Source organism: Proteus sp. fly-1013 (genome assembly GCF_040140245.1).
Classification (GTDB): domain Bacteria; phylum Pseudomonadota; class Gammaproteobacteria; order Enterobacterales; family Enterobacteriaceae; genus Proteus; species Proteus mirabilis_B.
Map to the genome: position 1 here is coordinate 1 of NZ_JBEEWD010000011.1, position 22236 is coordinate 22236.

Annotated in this window: 23 protein-coding genes; 5 read left to right on the forward strand and 18 right to left on the reverse strand. The window is 36.2% G+C overall.

The features are described 5' to 3' along the window. Window positions 1–140 precede the first annotated feature (140 nt). The 4 genes from ABN236_RS17505 to osmB all read right to left on the reverse strand — a co-directional run bounded on the left by ABN236_RS17505 (window position 141) and on the right by osmB (window position 2388). Window positions 141–377: a DUF1161 domain-containing protein gene (locus tag ABN236_RS17505; protein WP_349474507.1), complete on the reverse strand. Its 237-nt coding sequence runs from the start codon at window positions 375–377 to the stop codon at window positions 141–143. Window positions 378–430: 53 nt separating this feature from the next. Beyond that, a complete protein-coding gene (locus ABN236_RS17510; protein ID WP_088495660.1) occupies window positions 431–787 on the reverse strand; it encodes a DUF1283 family protein in 357 nt (118 codons plus the stop codon). Window positions 788–887: 100 nt separating this feature from the next. Then, window positions 888–1637 (reverse strand): bifunctional NADP-dependent 3-hydroxy acid dehydrogenase/3-hydroxypropionate dehydrogenase YdfG, encoded by a 750-nt coding sequence (gene ydfG / locus ABN236_RS17515; RefSeq protein ID WP_088495659.1) that lies wholly within the window; start codon window positions 1635–1637, stop codon window positions 888–890. A 529-nt stretch (window positions 1638–2166) separates the two neighbouring features. After that, entirely contained in the window at window positions 2167–2388 is a 222-nt protein-coding gene (gene osmB, locus ABN236_RS17520; protein WP_349474508.1) for an osmotically-inducible lipoprotein OsmB, read from the reverse strand. A 229-nt stretch (window positions 2389–2617) separates the two neighbouring features. Here osmB and tehA point away from each other — a divergent pair, with 229 nt between their 5' ends. After that, entirely contained in the window at window positions 2618–3604 is a 987-nt protein-coding gene (gene tehA, locus ABN236_RS17525) for a dicarboxylate transporter/tellurite-resistance protein TehA (RefSeq protein WP_088495656.1), read from the forward strand. 104 nt (window positions 3605–3708) lie between these two features. On the opposite strand, the gene ABN236_RS17530 is transcribed toward tehA, so the two are convergent. Continuing rightward, entirely contained in the window at window positions 3709–4002 is a 294-nt protein-coding gene (locus ABN236_RS17530; protein WP_349474509.1) for a hypothetical protein, read from the reverse strand. Between the two features lie 150 nt (window positions 4003–4152). Then, window positions 4153–4641 carry a P-loop NTPase family protein gene (locus ABN236_RS17535; protein WP_349474510.1) on the reverse strand — a complete coding sequence of 163 codons (489 nt, stop codon included), beginning with the start codon at window positions 4639–4641 and terminating at the stop codon, window positions 4153–4155. 76 nt (window positions 4642–4717) lie between these two features. Here ABN236_RS17535 and ABN236_RS17540 point away from each other — a divergent pair, with 76 nt between their 5' ends. Beyond that, window positions 4718–5020 carry a hypothetical protein gene (locus ABN236_RS17540; protein ID WP_088495653.1) on the forward strand — a complete coding sequence of 101 codons (303 nt, stop codon included), beginning with the start codon at window positions 4718–4720 and terminating at the stop codon, window positions 5018–5020. Between the two features lie 97 nt (window positions 5021–5117). Beyond that, on the forward strand, window positions 5118–5372 hold the full coding sequence (locus tag ABN236_RS17545; protein ID WP_349474511.1) for a hypothetical protein: 255 nt from the start codon (window positions 5118–5120) through the stop codon (window positions 5370–5372). Between the two features lie 99 nt (window positions 5373–5471). Here the strand turns inward: ABN236_RS17545 and ABN236_RS17550 are convergent, their stop codons facing one another. The 4 genes from ABN236_RS17550 to ABN236_RS17565 form a co-directional block, all read right to left on the reverse strand. After that, complete coding sequence (locus tag ABN236_RS17550; RefSeq protein WP_349474512.1) at window positions 5472–5909, reverse strand: MarR family winged helix-turn-helix transcriptional regulator; 438 nt, start codon at window positions 5907–5909, stop codon at window positions 5472–5474. Between the two features lie 114 nt (window positions 5910–6023). Continuing rightward, a complete protein-coding gene (locus ABN236_RS17555; protein WP_349474513.1) occupies window positions 6024–6446 on the reverse strand; it encodes a hypothetical protein in 423 nt (140 codons plus the stop codon). A 175-nt stretch (window positions 6447–6621) separates the two neighbouring features. Continuing rightward, window positions 6622–7785 carry a 1,3-propanediol dehydrogenase gene (gene dhaT, locus ABN236_RS17560; RefSeq protein WP_088495650.1) on the reverse strand — a complete coding sequence of 388 codons (1164 nt, stop codon included), beginning with the start codon at window positions 7783–7785 and terminating at the stop codon, window positions 6622–6624. A 353-nt stretch (window positions 7786–8138) separates the two neighbouring features. After that, window positions 8139–9260, reverse strand: coding sequence for a ribosomal protein uL16 3-hydroxylase (locus ABN236_RS17565; RefSeq protein ID WP_349474514.1), 1122 nt, complete (start codon window positions 9258–9260; stop codon window positions 8139–8141). 542 nt (window positions 9261–9802) lie between these two features. On the opposite strand from ABN236_RS17565, the gene ABN236_RS17570 reads away from it, so the two are divergent. After that, window positions 9803–11242, forward strand: coding sequence for a T3SS effector OspC family protein (locus ABN236_RS17570; RefSeq protein ID WP_349474515.1), 1440 nt, complete (start codon window positions 9803–9805; stop codon window positions 11240–11242). Between the two features lie 314 nt (window positions 11243–11556). Here ABN236_RS17570 and bla read toward each other — a convergent pair whose 3' ends face one another. Beyond that, entirely contained in the window at window positions 11557–12414 is an 858-nt protein-coding gene (bla, locus tag ABN236_RS17575) for a class A beta-lactamase (RefSeq protein ID WP_349474516.1), read from the reverse strand. Between the two features lie 547 nt (window positions 12415–12961). Here bla and ABN236_RS17580 point away from each other — a divergent pair. Beyond that, window positions 12962–13507 carry a toxin-antitoxin system YwqK family antitoxin gene (locus ABN236_RS17580; RefSeq protein ID WP_349474517.1) on the forward strand — a complete coding sequence of 182 codons (546 nt, stop codon included), beginning with the start codon at window positions 12962–12964 and terminating at the stop codon, window positions 13505–13507. 67 nt (window positions 13508–13574) lie between these two features. Here the strand turns inward: ABN236_RS17580 and ABN236_RS17585 are convergent, their stop codons facing one another. The 7 genes from ABN236_RS17585 to ABN236_RS17615 form a co-directional block, all read right to left on the reverse strand. Continuing rightward, the gene (locus tag ABN236_RS17585) at window positions 13575–14279 is read right to left on the reverse strand and encodes an ArsR/SmtB family transcription factor (protein WP_349474518.1); all 705 of its coding nucleotides are present in this window, start codon (window positions 14277–14279) and stop codon (window positions 13575–13577) included. 77 nt (window positions 14280–14356) lie between these two features. After that, window positions 14357–14671, reverse strand: a complete 315-nt coding sequence (locus ABN236_RS17590; RefSeq protein ID WP_311754783.1) for an antibiotic biosynthesis monooxygenase family protein — start codon at window positions 14669–14671, stop codon at window positions 14357–14359. Window positions 14672–14757: 86 nt separating this feature from the next. Further along, complete coding sequence (locus tag ABN236_RS17595) at window positions 14758–17409, reverse strand: bpX6 domain-containing protein (RefSeq protein ID WP_349474519.1); 2652 nt, start codon at window positions 17407–17409, stop codon at window positions 14758–14760. Then, window positions 17402–19315 carry a hypothetical protein gene (locus tag ABN236_RS17600; protein WP_349474520.1) on the reverse strand — a complete coding sequence of 638 codons (1914 nt, stop codon included), beginning with the start codon at window positions 19313–19315 and terminating at the stop codon, window positions 17402–17404. The genes ABN236_RS17595 and ABN236_RS17600 overlap by 8 nt, the downstream gene beginning before the upstream one ends. A gap of 33 nt (window positions 19316–19348) precedes the next feature. After that, entirely contained in the window at window positions 19349–19777 is a 429-nt protein-coding gene (locus ABN236_RS17605; protein WP_349474521.1) for a bpX5 domain-containing protein, read from the reverse strand. Then, entirely contained in the window at window positions 19774–20892 is a 1119-nt protein-coding gene (locus tag ABN236_RS17610; protein WP_349474522.1) for an AAA family ATPase, read from the reverse strand. Before ABN236_RS17610 ends, ABN236_RS17605 begins: the two co-directional genes overlap by 4 nt. 101 nt (window positions 20893–20993) lie before the next feature. After that, the gene (locus ABN236_RS17615) at window positions 20994–22232 is read right to left on the reverse strand and encodes a lipase/acyltransferase domain-containing protein (RefSeq protein WP_349474523.1); all 1239 of its coding nucleotides are present in this window, start codon (window positions 22230–22232) and stop codon (window positions 20994–20996) included. Window positions 22233–22236: the final 4 nt, after the last annotated feature.

A 22236-nucleotide genomic window follows, 5' to 3' on the forward strand; every position in this document is an offset into this window, starting at 1 on the left:
GTTCGTTTAGTGATTGGTTTCATTACACTCTCCAATTTCAGATTGGAAAAGTGTCAACCTTATTCAGGACGGGTCATGGCAAAGAAAAAGGGCGCTAATATTGCGCCCTTTTTTAATCACTAGATTTTATCAACTACAGATTAATGACGAGTATAGATGATTTTCTTACTGTCATTTTCGCAAGTTCCGACAACTTTACCATCGGCTTGTGCAACTTGGTCGTTTTCAACGACAGTTAAAGTAAAGTTAGCGGCTGGCACACCATTATTAACGATTTTTTGTTGAATAGATTCAACGACTTCATCACATCCCGCATTCGCGGCTAAAGGTGCAAACGCAACCAGAGTGGCGATTACTGCAAATACATATTTTTTCATATCATTCTCTCCTTGTTTTATGGAGTAAAACATCACTGTTTTACACGACTTTCTTACGGATTAACAGGGCGGCCAGTATTACTGTCTAAACAACGACGCGTTTCAGGCTCCCAATATGCGTAGACATTCGCACTTTTCAGACAAGCATCTCGCTCATCAATGGCTTTATCTACTTTATTAAATTCAATTTTTTCTCGCTGATTAACTTGGGTACGAAGCTCGCGCTTTTGATCCCAGTCTTCTTTCATTTGTCGAGCTTGTTCTTTATCTAAGACATTGTCATAGCCATCGCCATTAATGGTTACATTAGTTGAAGCGGCAACAGAAGAAAAAGAAGACACTGATAAACCAAGAAATAAGGAGAACACCATGGTTCTGATGACTTGTTTCTTAGTTAGTGTGTTTATCATGGTTGCTATCCTCTAAAGTTATGTAGCTATTGCTCTCAATGACTATTATATCTTAATAATTATAACTGATGCCTTAATAAAAAATGAGTTTTCAGTGCGTTTAGTTTTGACGATGAACACTTAATCCTGCAAATGACTGACTCACCGGCATCATTTCTAATGTATTGATATTCACATGAGCAGGTAAGGTTGCTGTCCAATATACCGCCTCTGCTACATCTTCAGGCGTTAATGCATTTGCATTGGCATAGGTTTGTTCAACTTTATCACTATCACCTTTAAAACGAACTAATGAGAATTCTGTACCCCCAACAAGACCCGGTTCAATATCGGTTACACGGACTTTTTTACCTTGGAGATCAGCGCGTAATCCTAAACTAAATTGTTTAACAAACGCTTTAGTGGCACCATAAACATTACCGCCCATATAAGGCCAAGAAGCGGCTGTTGAGCTGATATTAATAACATGACCTTTATTTCTTTCAACCATAAAAGGAAGAATAGCGCGGGTAACATGAACCAGACCTTTATTATTTGTCTCGATCATCGTATCCCAGTCATCAAGGTTAGCTTTATCGGCGGTATTTAAACCTAAGGCTAAGCCTGCATTATTGACTAACACATCAATTTCACGCCATTTTTCAGGTAGTTGAGTGTAAATTTCACTGACTGCTTTTTTATCTGTAACATCTAACTGTAACGGATAAAATTGTTCACCCAGCTCTTTATGTAAGTTATTAAGTTTATCCAAACGACGAGCTGTACCAATAACTTTGTGTCCATGGCTGATAAAATGACGAGCAATGGCTTCACCAAAGCCAGCGGAAGCACCCGTGATAAAAATAATCATTTAATTACCCTCGATAGTTATAATAATTGAAAGTAAAAGGCTATCACTAAAAAGAGTCAAGTTTAAAAATTGGCTTTGTGATAAATCAGGCTAAAAACCAGATGCTTTTCCTATATGAAAGATTTTTATCTTTAATAGTAACCTGTATTTTTGTTTTTAACTGATAGAACAAGAGGTAGTTATTTCGTTGTTTTCTATTAAAAACAAGGAAGGTAAAAATCAAGCTTAGTATCACGGTAAAAGAAATAAACTCAGTAAGACCATAGTGATAATAACAATGATGCTACTAATTACAGCAATCGCCAGTGTGGGTGATAAAAGAAAACAGAAGTAACACAAAATAAAAGTCACAACGATATGAATTAAATCGCTAAATGACTTATATAAAATCACGATGGTTTTTTTTAATTGAGAGAGAAACGATTTGTTCATGTCACACCAAAATAAATGCAGATTATCTTATTGCGACTCGTTGCTAGACTGAGTCAAAAAAATATAAACTCAGTCTAGCAGAATAAGAAAAGAACGGTTATTTTTTACCAACTTGGTGACCAATAACGCCACCTAAGACACCGCCACCAATGGTGCCTAATGCGCTACCATCAGTTAAAATAGCGCCACCGATAGCACCTGCACCGGCTCCAATTGCTGTATTACGGTCGCGTTTTGTCATGCTAGAACAGCCCGCAAGTGAAAAAAGCAGAACAGAAGCGACACACATTGTTCCAATCTTTTTAAACGTGATATTCATTTTTATAAACTCCAATATAAAGGACAATGTAAAAATAAACCTATCGAATTTATACTAGGATCGGAATATTCGGGAACAACGGGGAGAAAACTCTTAAAATGAGTGATTACTCATAACATACATTTTAAATGCATTTAATCAAAATAAATTTTATTATCTATATTATTATTTGATGCTCAGAAGAAAAGCATCAATGTATTATGTCATTTATATGAGTTAACGTAACAATATGATATTGATAAATAAACTAAAAACACTCTCTTCACAATTTGCATCGGGTTATTTTGGTGTTGTATTAGGGATGATTGGTACGGGAATGGCATGGCGCTATGCAGCAAAAGAGCATAACTATCCGCCTTATATCGGTGAAATATTTATTGGTGTAGGTTGCTTGGTTTGGTTAACACTTACGCTATTTTTACTGAGTAAATGGCTATTTCATCGACAAGCCATTCTTGATGAAATTAAACATCCGGTTGCCAGTGGATTTACTAGTTTATTTCCGGCAACGACAGTCTTAGTCTCGATAGGGCTAAGCCCATATTTACCATTATTTTCTCTGATACTGTTTAGTATTGGAGCAATTGCTCAACTTGGGTATTCCAGTTGGTTGATTGGTTATCAATGGAAGGGCGAATACCCAAAAATGGCGACGACACCGGTCTTATATTTACCCACAGTTGCGAACAATTTTATTTGTACCATGGCATGTGGTGCATTGGGTTTTAATGATCTGGGGGTTTTATTTTTTGGCGCTGGCGTATTTTCTTGGTTAAGTCTAGAACCCGCTATTTTAAAAAGAATACGTAGTGAGGGATTAATGGATGAGAAATCACGGCTATCATTTGGTATTCAATTAGCACCCGCTTTAGTTGCTTGTAGTGCTTATTTGGCAATCAATGACAATCACATCGATTTCTTCGCTAAAATGTTATTAGGTTATGGGCTTTTACAACTTCTATTTATGGTGAGATTAATTCCTTGGTTTGTTAAACAGCCGTTTTCATTACCTTTTTGGAGTTTCTCTTTTGGTGTATCTGCGTTAGCAAAAGCCTCATTAAATATGAGTATGACATCCAATAGTCATTTTATGCAGTTACTCTCAACAGCACTATTTATCTTCGCTAATTTAATTATCTTATTACTGATTTGGCATTCATTATTATGGGTTTTTAAAGGACTAAAACAATTATGTTGTCCATCTAAAGCACTCTAATGAACATAGAAAAAAAGAGAGCCTAAACAAAATTATTTAGGCTCTCTTTACTTTAAGTCGAAAGATAATTTAATAAAATATCAAAATACTGCAATAGGTGAGAATTAAATTCTAATCGGCTTTCTGCTTAAAATAGCCACCGTATTACCAATAAACATGGCTGAGTAATATAAAGGAACATAAATCAAACCAAGTGCAATCATCATAATACCAATAGATAACATCAATGCCACAGTGGGATCTGGTGATGTTAATTCTAAAAACCCTTTATCTAATCCGGTTAAAAATACCTTTTCTTGTAATTTTGCATATAACCATGATCCACCAACAAGAACTGCACCAAACCAAAAACTTAGCCAACATAACGCCGAAGTAAAAGACATCATATTATTTTTCATTATTTGTTTTCCTTGTCAAATAAAGCACACAATGAGTTATGGTTTTTATAAAGATAAGCTTTTAAATTATAGCGATAAATTAAAATAGATAAATACACATATAGGTAAATGACGACATTAATATTTAAAGAATGCGATATTATTAATTATCTATTTATTTTTAAATTTCTTATTACATATATCCACACATAAAGAAATATCGTTAATAACAATCACTTTTGAAGATAATTCAGGATGGTTATTAAGAAAAGCATCTAAACGTTTATCATATTGCTTTGAAAAGCGAAGAAGTTCCCACGTATTCACTAACGTTTCTTTAGGTAATTGACGTTTAATTCTATTTATAAATAGGCGTTTTATTAAATAATTAACACGTTTCCAATAAGGAATGTCTATCCTAAAAATAATCGTACAGTCATTAAGAAAGGGTAATAAACGTTTGTCATAAGCACCTTCAACGATCCATTTATCTGTTTCTTTAATAGCATTAACTTGAGATGTTATAAAATCCTCACTATTTTTATGGAATTCATCCCCAGTCATATCCCAATAAATGGCATCAAACGGATATACAGGTAAAGACAACGTGGTTGCAAGTTGCTTAGATAATGTCGTTTTTCCTGCTCCAGAAGGGCCCATAATACAAATCTTCATTTCTTTTTCAATAAGTTGCTTTAAGATAAGAATAGTATAAAAGAAAATAGAGCTAATAACGATGAAAAGAAAGTTAATTAAAAGAAATAAACGTTGGCTGATGGAAAAATATCATCTTTCACAACAACTATTTGCACCACTATCGGTTATTTTAAAAGAGAATGAATTAGAGTCACAAGCAAATCGATATTACCGCTTATGGCGGCGTGGTTTAATCAAAGAAGATTGGAGCCATGCTACTTTTGATACTGGTGTTGCAACAGTACCTCAACTACGAGTTGATGGACGTGTTATTTATCACGAGAGAGTTTTTAACAAAGAATTAGTGCCATTAGAATACCAAGATCAATGGAAAGCATTTTGAAATTTAAAAAGCCAGCAGAGTCAGAATAAAGCTAATTTATTGTTCATTATTAATGGCTTAAAAAATAAAAGGGTGAAAAAATAGGTTTTGGTTAAATATGGATAAAATAAAACAGCAAGACCACCAGCAACAGCAAGCTTTCGCTGATGACATACAAAAGGGCATTGCTTTAAAGCGAGATTTACTAGTATTAAGGGAATTACTTTTATCCTATAAATACAATGGAATGACTCAAGATATAATGCGAGATTGTTTAAACCAATTACGAGCTATTGAGGATGAAGACACTATTTTAGACTTACTCGATTTTGTCGAAGGTTTTTGTTCCTTAGATTGGAAAATATATCCCTGAAAACTGAAAAAAATTACTGGTAGATGTTCAAAAAATTCCCGCTTCTATCCTCGAAAATGCATTAAATATTCTTAACTTTGATAAGGCTGAGTCATTTTTTTATTCTCTAACTTTATCGGAAGCCGCATTGAGAGCTTGCGCGAAACGTGTGATTTCATCTTCGCTAAATTGGCTAATAAAGTAGTCTTTAATGACACCTTGATAGATGATCCACATCTCTTTTCTTAATGCTTTACCTTTTTCTGTGATGGTTGCAAATGCTGCACGGCGATCATCATCAGAACGAGTGCGTATCACGAGTTGTTCTTTTTCCAATCTATCGATCATTCGCGTTAAATTATAACGCTCAATAACGACAACATCTGCAAGCTCATGCATACGTCGAGTTCCATTGACGCCGCTTTCTAAACCCCAAAGTATGTCATACCACGCATAAACAGGTAATTTGGCTTCAGCCAATTTTGCCTCAATCTTTCTAATAATAAGCTTATGAGCTTTAACAAAAGAAAACCAGAGATCAGGTTGTTTATTGTTCATCTTATTGTTTTTCCAATTAAGGGAGTTATTTGCAATTGCAATTATAAAAGGATGGCGTTATTTTTTCCATGGTTATGGTTGTCATAATTTTAGTAAATGTATGAGTTGCTATAATTAGATGTGATTTTTTGAATTATATTTTTTGATCTGATAAATAAAATAGCCTATTGCCAGTGGAATAATAAATGGAATAATTAGGATAATATAAAATATTACTCCACCTCTAGCACCTGGGCTATTAATATATTCATTAAAGGTATATTTTGAAAAATAGTGGAGCAGTATATTATCACTGCATCTTTTAGCAAATGGAAATAACGGAGCACAAAGGCAAGCGTAAACAATAATTAAAATAAATTTATCTCCATGATCACTTAATACATAAATTAAAGGGATAAAAATAAAGAGGCTAAGTAGTAGCTTTCCTAAAAAATCCCAACTTTTAACAAAAAGACGAATAGGGTGATTTTTTCTTTTTATCAATATGTTATGGCGTGTTATTTTTTCTTTGGTATAATTTTTACCACTTCTACTCATTGAATTTCCCTGTAAAAGAAAATAAAACAGTCGTTAATTTATCTCTTATTATAAACATAATGTACATATATTTTTATATATTAATGAGTTAAATATACAGGCTAGTAGAAACAGATAAAACATCATTAAAAAACCCGCCAGCAGAAAACATAGCTGACGGGTATTTTTCAGAAAATTAGAATGCTTGACGGAAAATTTCAATGATCTCTTTTTCATTACCTTTACGAGGATTAGAGAATGCATTACCGTCTTTAAGTGCCATTTCTGCCATATATGGGAAATCAGACTCTTTCACACCTAATTCACCCAAATGTTGCGGAATACCAATATCCGCAGATAGGCGAGCGATAGCAGCAATAGCGCGTTCTGCTGCATCCATCACTGATAACCCTGTGATATTTTCACCCATAAATTCAGCAATATCTGCAAATTTTTCTGGATTAGCAATCAGGTTATAACGCAGTACATGTGGTAATAGCACCGCATTAGCTACGCCATGAGGCATATCATATAAACCACCTAATTGGTGAGCCATTGCATGAACGTAACCAAGGTTAGCGTTATTAAATGCCATTCCTGCTAAAAGTGAAGCATAAGCCATATTTTCACGGGCTTTCAGATTTGTCCCCAAGGCTACGGCTTGACGCAAGTTACGAGAAATTAAACGGATTGCTTGAATAGCTGAAGCATCAGTGACAGGGTTAGCATCTTTAGAAATATAAGCTTCAACTGCGTGAGTTAATGCATCCATACCGGTTGCAGCAGTCAGTCCTGCTGGTTTGCCGATCATTAACAGTGGATCGTTAATAGAAACAGAAGGGAGATTACGCCAGCTTACAATAACAAATTTAACTTTAGTTTTGGTATTAGTCAGAACACAGTGGCGAGTGACTTCACTGGCTGTACCCGCAGTTGTATTCACTGCAATAATTGGTGGAAGTGGATTTGTTAGTGTTTCAATACCTGCATAATTATAAAGATCGCCTTCATGAGTTGCTGCAATACCGATACCTTTACCGCAGTCATGTGGGCTACCGCCACCTACTGTAATTATCATGTCGCACTGTTCTTTGCGGAACATTGCAAGACCTTCAAGCACATTAGTGTCTTTTGGATTAGGTTCAGTACCGTCAAATACGACAACATCAATACCCGCTTCTTTTAGATAACCTATAGTTTTATCTACAGCGCCATCTTTTATCGCTCGTAGACCTTTATCCGTTACCAGCAGGGCTTTTTTACCACCCAATAATTTGCAACGTTCGCCAACAACAGAGATAGCACCTGGACCAAAAAAGTTAACATTCGGTACCAAGTAATCAAACATACGATAGCTCATGATAAACCTTCCAATATCAGATTATTATTCAGATAAATTAAAGTATTAGAGCATTCTCACCCCATTGGTTATTAAGTCAAGGTAGTAACCAATCAATAAGGTGAATCGATTCATTTAACTTTGGTTCATTTGATATAAGTCAACGGGATATGCTTTCTTTAAAGGGCGAAAGGTTGAGCCAATCTTTATTGGAGATCTTCGATATATTAGCAAAAAAAGGAATATAGGACGCAATATTGGGAATTTTAAGCTATTACAAAGTGATTCGAGGTAGAAAGTAAAAGGAGGGGGAAACGATAAAATAAAACACCCGCAAGCAGGTGTTTTACCATGTAATGTCAGGTAGCTACGATTTATTCGTCGAAGTACCAATATCCTTGATTGATAAATTCTGTTAATTCTGCAACAAAGGCTGAGTTCATAAGAGCTTCACCAAGTTCATCAGCTCCAACTTCCGTAAATTGGCACAGTGCATTTGCTCCCTTCGTTTCTTTGGTAGCCCAAATCTCTGTATTCACAAAGAAATTATCCTCAATGCGTAGGACTCGCAGTCCGCTCAATCGGATCAGTTTTTCACCATAATTCAGTGCATTCAATACTTCTTCTGGCTGATATGGCGGTTCAGCGGGAGCGATATCCAACTCATGACGTGGCGTAGTTGCAAAACGACCTAACCATTGTTCAAAATCACCGGGCTTGTTGATCATTTCAATCATCATGGTACGCAGGCGTTCAACTTCATGAGCTTCCATTCTTCCTGCATTGTCGCGTACAGTCAGGTTAGGATCGCTATAATTTATCCCGCCCAGATCTTGCTCCAGTGCGTAGTCTGCAAAACTACTCAGCAAATCACGGCCATTAGGTCCGCGAAAGCCGACAGAATAGTTCATGGTATCTTCAAAGGTGAAACCATCATGAGGGAATCCCGGTGGAATATACAGAATATCTCCCGGCGCCATTTCCACATCAATAATTGGCTCAAACGGATCAACATGCAGTAATGCAGGATGCGGGCAGAATTGACGCATTGGCAGGGCATCACCTACACGCCAGCGACGACGTCCCATTCCTTGAATGATAAAAACATCATAGTTATCAATATGTGGCCCAACACCACCTCCAGGTACTGAATAGGAGATCATCAGATCATCAAGACGCCATTCAGGCAATACACGGAACGGTTTCACTAACTCAGCTGACGGCATATGCCAATGGTTAACAGCTTGTACCAGCAGTGACCATCCTTCTTCGCCTAATTCGCTGAAGTCTTCAAACGGACCGTGACTCGCCTGCCATTTATTGCCAGTTAAGCTGACAAGGCGGCTGTCGATTTCTGGCTCCATCGCCAAACCAGCCAGTTCATCTGGTGTGATAGGATCGACAAAATTAGGAAATGCATTTTTCAATACAACAGGTTTTTTTTGCCAGTATTTTTCTAAAAATTCAGGCCAGTTAAGATTCAGTTTGTTAACCATGTGACCACATCTGTGTAAATAAATAAGTGGGTAATTATAGAAGTAATACACGGCAATATTTTTGTTTGGCGTCAAATGCCAGTCAATAACATGGATAGGAATATGACAATATAAAGGGAGATTGGGTAGGGGATTTTACTTTTTCATGGAGACTTTAGTGCTTATCTATTTTGTTTTTTTAGGGGATATTTTTATATCAAAATAGCTATTTCTCATTTCATTTTCCTTATGGATTTTTATGCTATCAGATTTTCTTAAAACCTTTAGTAAAATAAGGTGTTCTCTGTTCCATGGTTCATTTTTTATAAAAATAGCCCCTTAATGTGGGGCTATTCATTGATAGTAATATGACCAGGATATGCGATTGTATCATTTTCATATACAAAATTTAATTATGTCAGTATCAGCATATCAACAGGGAAAGACTATTGTTATCAGGATAACAAACATGGCTTACATTTTATTTAAATGTAAATCATGTGATTACATGACTGTTACTACGATGAATTCAATCTGAGTAAATATATAAGGAAAAGTCAGTTATGAAATTAACCAGTTCATTAATAAATGGTCAGCAAAATGATTTTTCTTGTCTTCCGCCTGATAGAGGATCAAGAAGAAAAACAAATAACATTATGAAAAGTATTATTTCTATGCAAAATTCTTCGGATGTACTGCATAAGAGTAGTTGTTTAAAGAACAGAAGTGCAGATGTAATAAAATCATTTTTAAAAAAAACAATAGCAGCTCAGAGCTATAATGAAATGTTTTCTAAAGGCGATGATTTTAAAAAATTAGGCATCGCTCTACCAGATTCATTAGCACGGAAATCTTCATTTTCCTCACTACAGCACCTGAATGAAGTATCTAAAAACTATTTAACAAAAATAAAAGAAAAAACCACAAATTTAACCTCACAGGAAAAAGTTTTGCTAAGTAAGGTGGTAGATGCAAAAATACATTTCAGGCATCAAAGTAATTCATATTTAGTAAATTCCGCTGGAACACTTAATATTGTGTCGTTAAATAAGTTGCAATCTGATGGTATTAGCACTGCACAAAATACATATCTACAAGATATACAACATTTAAGCAATCAGGATTTTGTTTTTTTTGGTGTTGAATTTTCAGGTAATAAGGCTCAACTCCCTCTTAATACCCGTCATTCAACTGTAGATTTTGGAGGCAATGCTTATATAGTTGATAATCAGTTTCCTCATGGATATCTGACATTGACTGATCATATGGATAACACTATACCGCCTGCATATCTGTACGAACATAAGGAATTCATAGATCAATTTACTGAGGTAAGAAAGGAAGTTTACCGCAACGTTCATGGGGATAAAGGTATAAGAGATATTCCTATCTTTAATTCTACAGACATGAAGCTTGGACTGGGGTTACACCTCATAGATTTCCTTAGAAAGAGTAATGATACAGAGTTTAAAAGATTTGCTCTGAATGAAAATCTAGATGGTGAAAATTTAGACAGAATTCTAAATTTTGTATTTCAACCAGAGTTCCATGTCCCGAGAATGGTTAGCTCGAATAATTTTAAAGAAGTAAAATTACGAGAAATAAGTGCGAAGGATGCGGTTAAAGCATCTAATTTTGAAGCTCTTTCGTTACATATAAGAAACAAGGATGATGCATGTAAAGTCATGAGACTTGCTATAGAACACGCCAAAAAAGATATTGTCGATTTTTTATTCTCAAAATTCAGTTTTACTGAAGAGGATGTGGAAAATATGTCACCTTCTCAGGATATTGAGTTCTTACTAAGTGATTACTCTGCGGATGAAAAAATTCTGAAAGATTTTTTGGAACGGGGATTAGTGAAACCGAACAAAATATTCAGGAGAGTTAATTCTGGTAATACAATGTTAGATAATGCAATAAAATACAATAAAAGAGAAATGGTTGATATATTACTTGAACATGGAGCTATTAGTGGAAAAGAAATCAAGAACCGCAAATAAGTAAAAAACATCTACAAAGGCTGGTAATTGTTTATCAAATAAAATTACCAGTCTAAGTTCGTTTGTAACAAAAGCATTGGCGAATAAGCCTTAAGTTAGGAATGAACCAACATAATCAACCAGCCTAAAACAGAGATTCCAGTGCCTATCCATATTTAGATATCAAGGTTCGCATAATGTATATTATGTTAAATGAAGTGTATGACCAACAACTTGATAATACGGAGCCTTTTCCTAGTATGTAGCACTGATATCTTTAAGCCCTATTAATACTCATTAACTATTGTGAGTATTAACAAAGAATCAAACTACTTTTAATGATTAAGATACTCATTAAATATATGTGCGCCTAGGATACGGATCACTTCTGAACGTTCATCTAAAGAAGAATCCCCTTTTCTAACATAAATACTAATAAATACAGGCTCATGATTATTTGACCAGACCATCGATGTTATTCCTCTGATCCCATAATCACTTGCGCCTGATCTATCTGCAATTTCCCATCCTTTAGGTAGAGAGGCTCTAAGCATATTGTCCGCAACTTTATTATTTATCATCCATTTTTTTAATTGAGCTTTGGATGCATTACTGAGTACATCTCCAGTCAAAATATTCTTTATACTCAGGCTCATCGCATTCGGAGTCGTTGTATCACGTAAATCATCCACGGGATTAATAGTGAGTTCTGGCTCATAACGATCAGAACGAGTCACCGTATCACCTATCGACCTCATAAATGCTGTAAGCCCTTCTGGTCCTCCACCGGATAAAATAGCAAAATTTGCCCCAGTGTTATCACTGTATTCATTTGCGGCTTCGCAGGCTTTTTCTAAGGTAAATGGCTTGTTTATATAATTCTTAGCAACTGGTGAATATGTCACGATATTCTTTTCAGTGACTACCATAGAGTGATTTAACGAAATTTTTTTGGCATCAACTTTTGCTAGGACATTAGCGCAGGCAATTGATTTTACTGTGCTATCTAATGGGAAGCGCTGATCTCCATTTATAGAAACAGAGCTATTATCTGAATATAAAATTGATAAACCTACTTTCCAGCCTTCTTTTTCATATTGCTTAACTTGATCATGTAGATTTAGCGCAAAAGCAGAAGATACAATCGGCATACATAAAACTAATGTGGCGAGTGTTTTAAATCGTAATCTCATAAAAACCTTAACTCTTTAAATATACAGGGATTATTTTTATCGCGATTATATTTTCTTTTGCATAATTAACAAATGATCATAACTTTTAGTAGCATATAGAAAAACTTATGGCTCCAATTAAACGGTCGAGTTAGCTTATTAGCATTTATCGCGACATATGTGTTTTCAAATACACTATCAAAAACTAAATTGAGTGAGTCAAAATTATTTTGTTTAAAGTCTGTGATAGCAAAATTGTTTATTCTTTTTTATGGTCTGATTTCCATGCTCGATAATGAGCTATCATTAAAAGAATAAGTTTCAAATGTGTATTATAAGCACTGAAACAAAGAATGTTTATTTAAGTGTGATCGTGTTATCACCTTACTAGTCGGATTCGTTTAATTCTATTATAAATGCTCTAAAAACTGCAAAAACCACGCCAGTGTCAGTTCTTTCCTATATTCGCTCTAATTACCCTGCTTTACGCTAACATTATATTTAATGTGAAAATAAATATTTGTAAACGGAAATTAAGTATTTTTATTTATACTATGCGAGGATGAATATGAGAATTGTACTTTCTTTAATATTGAGTTCAACACTATTGCTCTCTGGTTGTTCTGCCTTCCTTTTTAGCCTAGGCAGCAATCCAGAAATGACACTGAGTAATATTAAATTGATGGAAAATACAACAAAACTGCGAGTGCCAGCTATACCACCAGGAACAAAAGATGGTGAATATTTACGTTATTATCCTGGGGGACAAATTAAATATAAATCATGGGTAACTAAAGGCTGTTATGATCGTTACGTTAATGCTTATTATGAAAATGGTAAGCTACAAATGATCATACCACTGAAGAATTGTGAAGTTAACGGTGTGGTAAAAAGTTACCAGACTAACGGCAATATATACAGTGAAATTGCTATGCGTAACGGCTTACCGCATGGCGCTTTCAAGTATTATCATAATACACCTAAAAATAATGTTAATTTGCAGGGATATATAGAGAATAAAGCTCTTATTGGTGTCATAACTCAATATGATGAAAACGGAAAAGTGATTAATAAAGGTCAAGTGTTAGATGGTAAGGTTAAAATCTTAAAATAACCTGATGTGAATTACCGGCTTTTGTTATTTATGAAAGCCGGGTTTTATTTTATTTTTCAAATACGTTTTATCTCTTTTCTATATTAAAGTATTGAGCCAACGCTTTATAACCTTTCTCGCTGATAGTCACTTCTCTATATCCTTGGTGTCGTGTTAACCACGCTTGCGCTTCTGCGTAATTAAGAAAAACTGCACCAATTTGCCCGCCTAAATGAAAACGACGCTCACTCCAATCTAAACATGGGCAGCAAATATTACGAGGATGCTTTGCTTGAAATTTAATTCCCATATTTTCAAATCGCTCAAGACCTAGCGCTGTAATCGCACGACCGTCCTCTGTTATCCATTTTTGCTGACAAAGTGAATGGTAAATATCGACAGCAACCTCACCTGCTAAATGATTATAACAAGTTCGTGCCTTCCTTAAGTTTTTGGGTGTTGTGATTTTAGCTTGCGAAATATGGTCGGTTGAAAAGCTCATTAAATTTTCAATCACGTTGGCAATTTCATCGTTAGCTAATCGGAAATAACGGTATTTACCTTGGGATATGACAGAAATAAGGCGACTACTGAGTAGTTTTGATAAATGACTACTTGCGGTAGAGGCAGAAATATCAGCCACAATACCCAGCTCAGTGGCTGTCCACGCCCTTCCATCCATTAATGCACAGAGTATTTTGACTCTGGAAATATCAGATATTGCTGCACCCACAGCGGCTATTGCTGACTCTACAGTATGTTGATATTCCGATTTCATCTCTGATTTAGCCATTTAAAAATTAAGCCCTTTGATAGCATGTCATTAATGGGGAAATAACGTTATTGTAGCAAGTTATCAAGCTTATTTAATTACAGACTTTCTGCATCAAATGAATATTCACGCGCCAAAGAAGCAATGCTAATTTTGTAAAAATCGAAAATAGACTCTCGACCTTCTTGTTGCGCACTTTTATGTGAAATATTTTTCTTCCATTGCAAAACAGCTTCTTCATTTTCCCACCAAGAAAGTGATAATAATTTTCCTTCGGTTGATAAACTTTGAAACCGCTCTATTGAAATAAATCCCTCAACATCTGTTAGTAATGGCTTTAAATCAGCCGCTAAAGATAAATAACGATCCTGTTTTCCTGATTTAATTTTGACTTCAAATATCACGGCAATCATTAGTGCTCTCCTTTAATTGGGTGATAATGAGTGTATTGATAAAAAAGGTAAAACACTTCGATAATCATTGAAATGAGCGCAATTATCTATTTTAAAAGCAAACTTAGTGTATTTATTCGCCCATTATTCCAATCAAAATGCATTAAACGCCCTGTTTTATCGAAAAAATACCATTGATTAAATTCACTTCGGTATTGAGGTGCTAAGTTTGTTGGCCATTTAAGTTCAAAGGTGCAGTGATTTTGATTGTTATATAAACGAAACACCGTTAGCTCATCTTCTTGCCAATAAATTAACGTGGCTGTTCTTTTTATTAAATGAAGTGAATGTTGTTCTTCAATAGATTGAGTATTAGGTAGTTGTAAACGTTGCGTATAGTGAGCGTTAGCGGAGGTTAATACGCACTTATCATGCTTTACGCCATAGTATGAGTTAGATATAAGATCATATTTTAATCCCTCATTTAAATGATGAGGTAGGCTTTCTCGTTGAGTTAACCGACGTTCAGGTAAAACATATGACCAGCGCTCTTTCGGTTCACTATTAATTAGCCAATGTTCATCGTCATTGTGGCGAAGGATCTCGATAACATCGCCATTCAAAGCATCTACATTCCAAACAATTTTAAAGTCACTTTTAGTATCAACAACCTGTACCGTATTATTAATGGCAATAGTCCAAAAAATACCATCAAAAATACGAGTAAAAACAGTGCATTTCAATGTACCAAGTTCTTGAATGGACTGCGTTGTGATTGCTAATGAATTAATTTGGAAATAATCGCCTCTTGGTGCTAATAATAAAGCGCTTTGGTGATTTTCTGCGATAACAATATGATACGTTGGCGTTAAATTATGCCAAAGTTTTTCCCCTGCTGTATCGGTTAATAACACCCCAGATTCACCCAGCGCGATAAGATATCGGTGATCATTTAAGGCAACCACATCATAAATAGCGTAAAGCCCTTGTTCTGGAATAGCCGCCGAAATAAAGTGATTTTGTGCATCTAAGGCATAACGCTTAGCCTCTGGAATATCACTATAAGGCATATCTGTTTTTAATAGTTTATTGGTACTTTTATGAATAAGTTGGCTAATTTCTTTTTTTTCTAGCACAGAATTCGCACTATATTGATCAACAATAATGGGTCGAATAAGTTGATTAATTAATTGTTCTGTTAATTTAGTCTGCTTAGGTAGTGCTAATAGTTCTCTGACTAAAATGGCGCGTTGAATAGTTGCAAGTGGATCGTTACATACTTTTTTAATATCATCTTGATATAAATGAAAAGTGTCAGGTAATAAAAATATTGATTTTACAAGACTACGCAGGCTTAATTCTCCACCAGCTTGATAGGCAATTTCTAACCAATGTTTGGCTTTATTACGACTTATTTCATTGTTTAATTGCCAGATAATATCGATAGCTTGTAAATAATCTTCACAGTCAACCAGATATTCAGCCCACTCTTCACGCATTTTATCTGCAATATCAGGATGTTTTTCTTGTAACTGTAATACGACGTAGGAAAAAGCATTGTGTAGGCGAGCATAAATAACAGCAGAATCAATATCGCCCGCTAAGCAATATAAACGAATAATACGATCAGGTCGCATTCCCCACATCCGTGCCAGTTCCGCCGCGTGTTGATAGCGTTGAAAGCTTTCTAAATAACTCAGTGCTTCTTCTTTTTCTTGTAACAATTCAGCGAGAACAAACAGTGCTTCTTCATTACAACCAGCTTTATCCAGTTTTATAAACTGTTGACGATAAAGTTGTTTTAAATAATTTTGCAGTTCATCTCCAAAATAAAGACTTTTATGCCCTTGTTGATTGGCTGATATTTCCAGTTTATTTCGCCCTTTTAATCTCCCTAAATAAGGTGAAGGCGTTGTTTCTTGATTTTCTTGATATTGACTAAGCGGAATACCATGACGCAACGCTTGATCGACATTACCATCTTCAAACATTTTCATCATTTTATTAATATAATCCGCTTGTTGCTTACTCATCATAGAGGCTAATCCGCTTTTAATTGAAAGCTTATTTAGCCAATGCTGCCACGGTGATAATTGAGATATCGTTTTAGATGAAGAGTGTATAGTTTCACGATTTTGGGGCGTCAGAAATTTATTAATGATTTTCTGAGTCAGTGATAATGACGCTTTTGCATGAGGTGCTTGTGTTTGAGATGACGACGAAGCGTTTTCAAATACAGTTTTTATAAATTGCTTTTGTTGATCTGCCGCCGGTGGAATATTGTCACCAATAATTGTTCTAATATTTTTCTCTTCTGACAATGCTTGAGGTTTTATCTCATATAGACTGGCGTAGTTATCAGTTTCTTCAAAATGAATCTCTTTAATATCAAGATAATCAGCAAGTGATAGAGGTTCAGCTTGTGAAAATAGAAGCGTTGTTACAACACCACTACGAACTAAAGCAAGATCTGCATAAGGCAGTTTTTTTATCTCATCATTATCTAGAGGTGCTGTGCTATAAAGGCGACCGTAACGAATTAAAGGCCATCCCTCAATGGATGAGCAATCCACCGTTTTATTTTCAGTAAAACAGAGAACATCCCCTTGTTCGAATCGATAAATACGACAATTAGCTTGCCAATATTTTATTAAATAAGTCAGCCGTTGAGTCTCGTTAAACCAGTCATTCGGTAGCCATAAACCTTCAATTTGACGATATCCCAATAACATTGGATGACGAATATAATCGTTATGCATTTTGGGTGTCACCTTCTTGTTCAATGGTATACAGATTTAGGCGTAATTGTTTTTGGTATACATCATAAACAACGACTTGAGCGTGATCCGTTAATGCAGCAAACAGGCCTTTAGATGGGCTAAATGAGTAACGCGTAAACGGATTATCTGCACGATATAAGATTTCTATCTCGCCTTTTGAATAACTGGCAATGTTTCGTTTGTTAGGGCTGATCATCAAAATATTTAAGGTGGTTAAATCTTTTTCTATAGAGCCATCGAGTGTTGGATAAAAAAGCCCTATTCCTTGCCATCCTTGTGGTAAATCTATTTGATAGCCATAAACCTCATCAATTTCCATATTATAAACATGCCAACTTTGTCGATTAGTGCTTAGTGAGATAGCACAAGATATTGATTTAGAGCCATTGGTATATTTATGGTGATAGGCAAATAATACAGCTCTTTGATAGGAAATAAATTGAGTAAAATAGAGTCGATGTTGGTATTTCTTTTGAGAAAAGTTTGCACCCGTGACCATTTGGACCAATTCACTACTGTCATTGAGATAAATATACACAAGTAAGTTGTCTGCTATTTTCTCTATGCCAAGGACTTTCTCTTCAACGATTTTAAAGCCGTTTTTTTCTTCAGCATAAACATTGGATGAGAAAGCGACTAGCCGTCTTGCTCTATCATGAACAAATAAGCTGGAATATTCCTTATTCGATAAATAAGCACTGGCAAGAGTATTACCCCGTCCAATACCTGCTGAAAACTCTTCATCCGAAGGTCGAGGTATATAAGAGAGTTTGGGTAATTGCCAAAAGTAGAGGCCATTGTTATTGGAAAGTAATGCGCCCATCTTTTTTCCGTGACACTGTAACGCTAAAATAGCATGACCATCAGGATATATTTGGTATACAAACGGCTTTTTAAGCGGGCTGTCTTGATTCGATCTATTGAGCGGTGGAATTTTAATAACCACTAACCCAGGTTTACCTAATAAAGTGACCCCCACCGCGCTACCATGAAATGAGATAACGGGTGAAAACATCAGTGATATTTTGTGTTCATGTTGATGCGTATTTTGCGCTGACGACGGTCTTAATTGCCCTTTTAATATTTGTGAACTTAGTGCTCTAGGCGGTGTTGGCAAGACGATATGGCGTTGAAAATGAGGCGTGCGAATTTTGACATCAATCGTTTTATTGAAACAATCATCTGCCGTTAATTCGATATGATGGCTTGATGCAATCTGTTTCAGTATAAGTTGTTTCAATATAGGTTGTTGATGAGCGCCCGTAACTAACCAAATCTCACCGTTTTGCACATCAAGATCTTCTGCAATAACGTTTTGCCAATGCGCTATATTTTCTTTTAAAACAGGCGAATAAGTTCGGCGTGTCAATAATTCGCGTAGATCATTTATGGTGTTTAACGGCATTAATGGAATGATTGATTGCAACGTTCCCCACATTAATGTGCAACCCGCTTTTTCTGCCCGTTGCGCCAATATAATAAGCATTGCAATATGCACTAAGCGACATTCACCCAGTTGCGAAATACCGGTATCAAAAAGCACAGTGATCTGATTTAAAGATTGTTGAGATTTATAGTTTGGTGCCAAAAAGAGATGTTCTGCATTAATGGCACGCCTCATAAATTCATCAGGTACTTCATCAGCCATTAACCATTCACTAAGTAACAGGTTTTGATAATTCCCTTTACGCTGTATTTGCCCTATACCATCTTGTTCAGGTAAACCACCGAGTTGTTTTCCCTGTACAGGACCTAATACACGACTCAGACGTTGTAATAGATCAGAAAAGGCAGGAATTAATTCGGGATCTAACCAGCTAAGCCAAGTTTGCCAAGGTTGTAGCGCTTCGGGTAACGATGTAGGTTGTGTTGTGGGTAATGACATGATGATAAACCGATCCTTGTATCACACTATATTTCACTCAAAACACAATTGGGTGAGTGTATCCCGTAGCGTTGGTGTTAACGTCCACTGATTATCTAAAGGGATCACCGTTTGAGGTGATGGTAAAAGTAATAGTGGTTGGCGCTTAAAATGCTGCACTAAGGCTTGCTCCACCAGCCCATTAGGTAATAAAAGCTGTTGATGTATAGGAAGCCATAATTTTGCTGTTTGAGTAGATGGTGCAATCAGCGTTATATTTTCAGCCCAAGGTAAATCAGCCTTTTTCCCTAACACAATAAGCCGATGTTGACTGGTGATCACCTTTAACCGTTGTTGCTGAACATCAGGCAAATGAATAATGCGCTCAATAAGCTGTTTAGCCGTTATACCTGTTGCAAATACCCCTTGTGGTTTAGGGGGCGTTGCATTAGGTTGCCAAGTCAGTGGGAATGTTAGGCTCATAATAAGTGACTAAACTGTATCGCTAACTGTGTGCGTAATATAGCAAGCTCTTCACTTAACATCTCTGTCGAGAAGTTAGCATCTATTTCTCGTAACGTCAGTTCAATATCCGCTTTAGATACAGGCTCTGCATTGAGAACATCTGTTGCTCTTTCAATTAAGCGATTCATACGAGATTGAGGTTGTAATGTCGCCTCTTCTACGGAACTGAATAGTCGAGAATTCATTGAAAGTGAGAGTTCTTGTCGTAAGATTTCGCGTCCTTGTTGCTGAGTATCTTCAGTAGGCAGTACGTACAGTAAAGGCCAGAGATCTTGCTCTGTCGCAATCTCTCGATTATTAAGAACAGTCGCAGCAGCAATAAGACGCTGAACACGAACAATACGTCTATCTGAAAGCGTGATCCCTGCATTTCTTAATGAGCGCACGGCATTAGCAAGTAACGGTCTAACTTGTGTTAAATCGACATTTTTAACCGCAAGGTGTAATTCATCCAATTGAGCAATATCGAGTTGAGCTGAAAGTTGAGTCAGGCTTGAAGCCCATCCGCCTTCGAGCATAGCTTCTAATTGGTGATCGGGTACAGGATCAATAAAAAGATGAATAAGAAAGCGATCAGAGAATGCAGCAAGGTTCGGATCATCAGGCAAGCTATTAGCAGCACCAATACACACTTTTAATGGGCTAATAATATCGGTATGTCCACGCTTAAATCGACGCTCATTTAAAATACCCAATAAGGTATTTAAAATTGCAGTCGAACCCAGAAAAACTTCATCAAGAAAAACAATATCTGCTTCAGGTAACATTCCTGTGATATCGGTTTCGACTTTACCTTCTTTTAGTTTTTTGAGATCAACGGCACCAAATAACTCTGAAGGTTCGGTAAAACGCCCCAAAAGGTATTCAAAATAACGCCCGCCCAATGTTTGAGAAACTCTGCGGACAACGGCACTTTTCGCTGTACCTGGAGCGCCGATAACAAGCAAATGTTCATGAGCAACTGCGGCTAAAACAACCAGTTCAGCAAGTTGCTCGCGTCCAATCATACCTTGTGTTGAGTGTTGTATTGCTTTGCGAATATTGTCGATAATTCCATTTATATTTGATGTCATATGTTTACGCACAAATTAAGAGTTTAACGGCGAGATACCTGCATTATGTAAGTTTTTATTTTCTGACTCAACTCCTCAATCAATGGAAAGTATTAATTTTATTAACGCTCTTTTCTTCTTTCGGTCGCAATATCAAATGCCAAACTTCTTAAATTAGGTGAATGATTTATTAATGCGCGATGTGTTGATGCTTGGCTAATAAAGGCAAAGCTTTCGCCCCAAGGATGTTGATAGCGATCACGTACAATAGGCGCACGCCAATATTGTAATAACCCCTCTAAAGGAAGGTGGTCGTCACCGACTGTTAATGTTTGAGCTGCTAATTGCGGAAACTCACGTTTAATATCTTTGGCTTGTAAATACCAGCGATCTCTACCATAAATGGCGGCTTTTAACGTGATATTGTTATCACTCAAATACCATACTTGTGGCACAGTTTGTTCATCTGCGTTAATTCCTGAAACCGCATCAGTAAAGCGTTTAGCACATTGTAGGTTCTGTGCCAATGCCTCTCTTACTCGTTGATTCTGTGCTGAACTGATAGATGTTTTATAAGGGCCTAAGCGATAATGCTCCCAACATGCTTCATCATAGATATCAAAATCACCTAACGTTCTGCCGTAGCTATCTATTACCACAGGATCAGGTGGCAATAATTGGTATACAAAAGGACAGCCACAAACATCATCAGAGGAAAACCCATGAAGATAGCGGCTTCCTGCGTAATAACCCGTTTCCATCATGGATAATGCTTGAAATGTACCGTGCCAAGGTGGACCAAAAGCGTACCATTTAGCCACTAATGCTCTATTTTCTGGCGTGGTATGGCGTAACCAATAGCGTATTGCGAGATTAGATGCAGATTGTGCAATAAAAATAAAAGGCTGGTTCTCACCAAAAATAGTTTTCAGTCGATTAACTTCTCTATCAATAGCATCCACCAGCAATCGATGATCAGCTCGCCAGTCATGGGCAAGGAAAAACAGATCTTGCCCTTCGCGATAACCTAATGCTGTTTCAAGCACATCTTTAAGCTCTTGAGTGACAAGTGTGCTCACTAAATAAGGAACAATCGAAAATGCGTGCAATTGCTCGGTGGCTAATACGCGAGGTGAATATTGAGCGTTGGGATGTTCATATTCATAATCACTTTTTGTAAAAACACTACGATGATCACCCCAAATAAAGGCCTGCTTTTGTCTATCAAAAAGCTTAGTCCCTAAAATTCCCGGTAAATAAATAATAGGAAGATTCGGGACTTTATCATCAAGTTTCGCTTTACGAATTTGAGCCGCAATAAGCTGAGCACGTATTAATGACCATCCTCTATTAAGTGGCATATTT

Excerpts from the sequence above, each read along its gene's own strand:
- ABN236_RS17505 (WP_349474507.1), bottom strand. The coding sequence starts at position 377 with ATGAAAAAATATGTATTTGCAGTAATCGCCACTCTGGTTGCGTTTGCA.
- ABN236_RS17510 (WP_088495660.1), bottom strand. The coding sequence starts at position 787 with ATGATAAACACACTAACTAAGAAACAAGTCATCAGAACCATGGTGTTC.
- ydfG (WP_088495659.1), bottom strand. The coding sequence starts at position 1,637 with ATGATTATTTTTATCACGGGTGCTTCCGCTGGCTTTGGTGAAGCCATT.
- osmB (WP_349474508.1), bottom strand. The coding sequence starts at position 2,388 with ATGAATATCACGTTTAAAAAGATTGGAACAATGTGTGTCGCTTCTGTT.
- tehA (WP_088495656.1), top strand. The coding sequence starts at position 2,618 with ATGATATTGATAAATAAACTAAAAACACTCTCTTCACAATTTGCATCG.
- ABN236_RS17530 (WP_349474509.1), bottom strand. The coding sequence starts at position 4,002 with ATGAAAAATAATATGATGTCTTTTACTTCGGCGTTATGTTGGCTAAGT.
- ABN236_RS17535 (WP_349474510.1), bottom strand. The coding sequence starts at position 4,641 with ATGGGCCCTTCTGGAGCAGGAAAAACGACATTATCTAAGCAACTTGCA.
- ABN236_RS17540 (WP_088495653.1), top strand. The coding sequence starts at position 4,718 with ATGAAAAGAAAGTTAATTAAAAGAAATAAACGTTGGCTGATGGAAAAA.
- ABN236_RS17545 (WP_349474511.1), top strand. The coding sequence starts at position 5,118 with ATGGATAAAATAAAACAGCAAGACCACCAGCAACAGCAAGCTTTCGCT.
- ABN236_RS17550 (WP_349474512.1), bottom strand. The coding sequence starts at position 5,909 with ATGAACAATAAACAACCTGATCTCTGGTTTTCTTTTGTTAAAGCTCAT.
- ABN236_RS17555 (WP_349474513.1), bottom strand. The coding sequence starts at position 6,446 with ATGAGTAGAAGTGGTAAAAATTATACCAAAGAAAAAATAACACGCCAT.
- dhaT (WP_088495650.1), bottom strand. The coding sequence starts at position 7,785 with ATGAGCTATCGTATGTTTGATTACTTGGTACCGAATGTTAACTTTTTT.
- ABN236_RS17565 (WP_349474514.1), bottom strand. The coding sequence starts at position 9,260 with ATGGTTAACAAACTGAATCTTAACTGGCCTGAATTTTTAGAAAAATAC.
- ABN236_RS17570 (WP_349474515.1), top strand. The coding sequence starts at position 9,803 with ATGAAATTAACCAGTTCATTAATAAATGGTCAGCAAAATGATTTTTCT.
- bla (WP_349474516.1), bottom strand. The coding sequence starts at position 12,414 with ATGAGATTACGATTTAAAACACTCGCCACATTAGTTTTATGTATGCCG.
- ABN236_RS17580 (WP_349474517.1), top strand. The coding sequence starts at position 12,962 with ATGAGAATTGTACTTTCTTTAATATTGAGTTCAACACTATTGCTCTCT.
- ABN236_RS17585 (WP_349474518.1), bottom strand. The coding sequence starts at position 14,279 with ATGGCTAAATCAGAGATGAAATCGGAATATCAACATACTGTAGAGTCA.
- ABN236_RS17590 (WP_311754783.1), bottom strand. The coding sequence starts at position 14,671 with ATGATTGCCGTGATATTTGAAGTCAAAATTAAATCAGGAAAACAGGAT.
- ABN236_RS17595 (WP_349474519.1), bottom strand. The coding sequence starts at position 17,409 with ATGCATAACGATTATATTCGTCATCCAATGTTATTGGGATATCGTCAA.
- ABN236_RS17600 (WP_349474520.1), bottom strand. The coding sequence starts at position 19,315 with ATGTCATTACCCACAACACAACCTACATCGTTACCCGAAGCGCTACAA.
- ABN236_RS17605 (WP_349474521.1), bottom strand. The coding sequence starts at position 19,777 with ATGAGCCTAACATTCCCACTGACTTGGCAACCTAATGCAACGCCCCCT.
- ABN236_RS17610 (WP_349474522.1), bottom strand. The coding sequence starts at position 20,892 with ATGACATCAAATATAAATGGAATTATCGACAATATTCGCAAAGCAATA.
- ABN236_RS17615 (WP_349474523.1), bottom strand. The coding sequence starts at position 22,232 with ATGCCACTTAATAGAGGATGGTCATTAATACGTGCTCAGCTTATTGCG.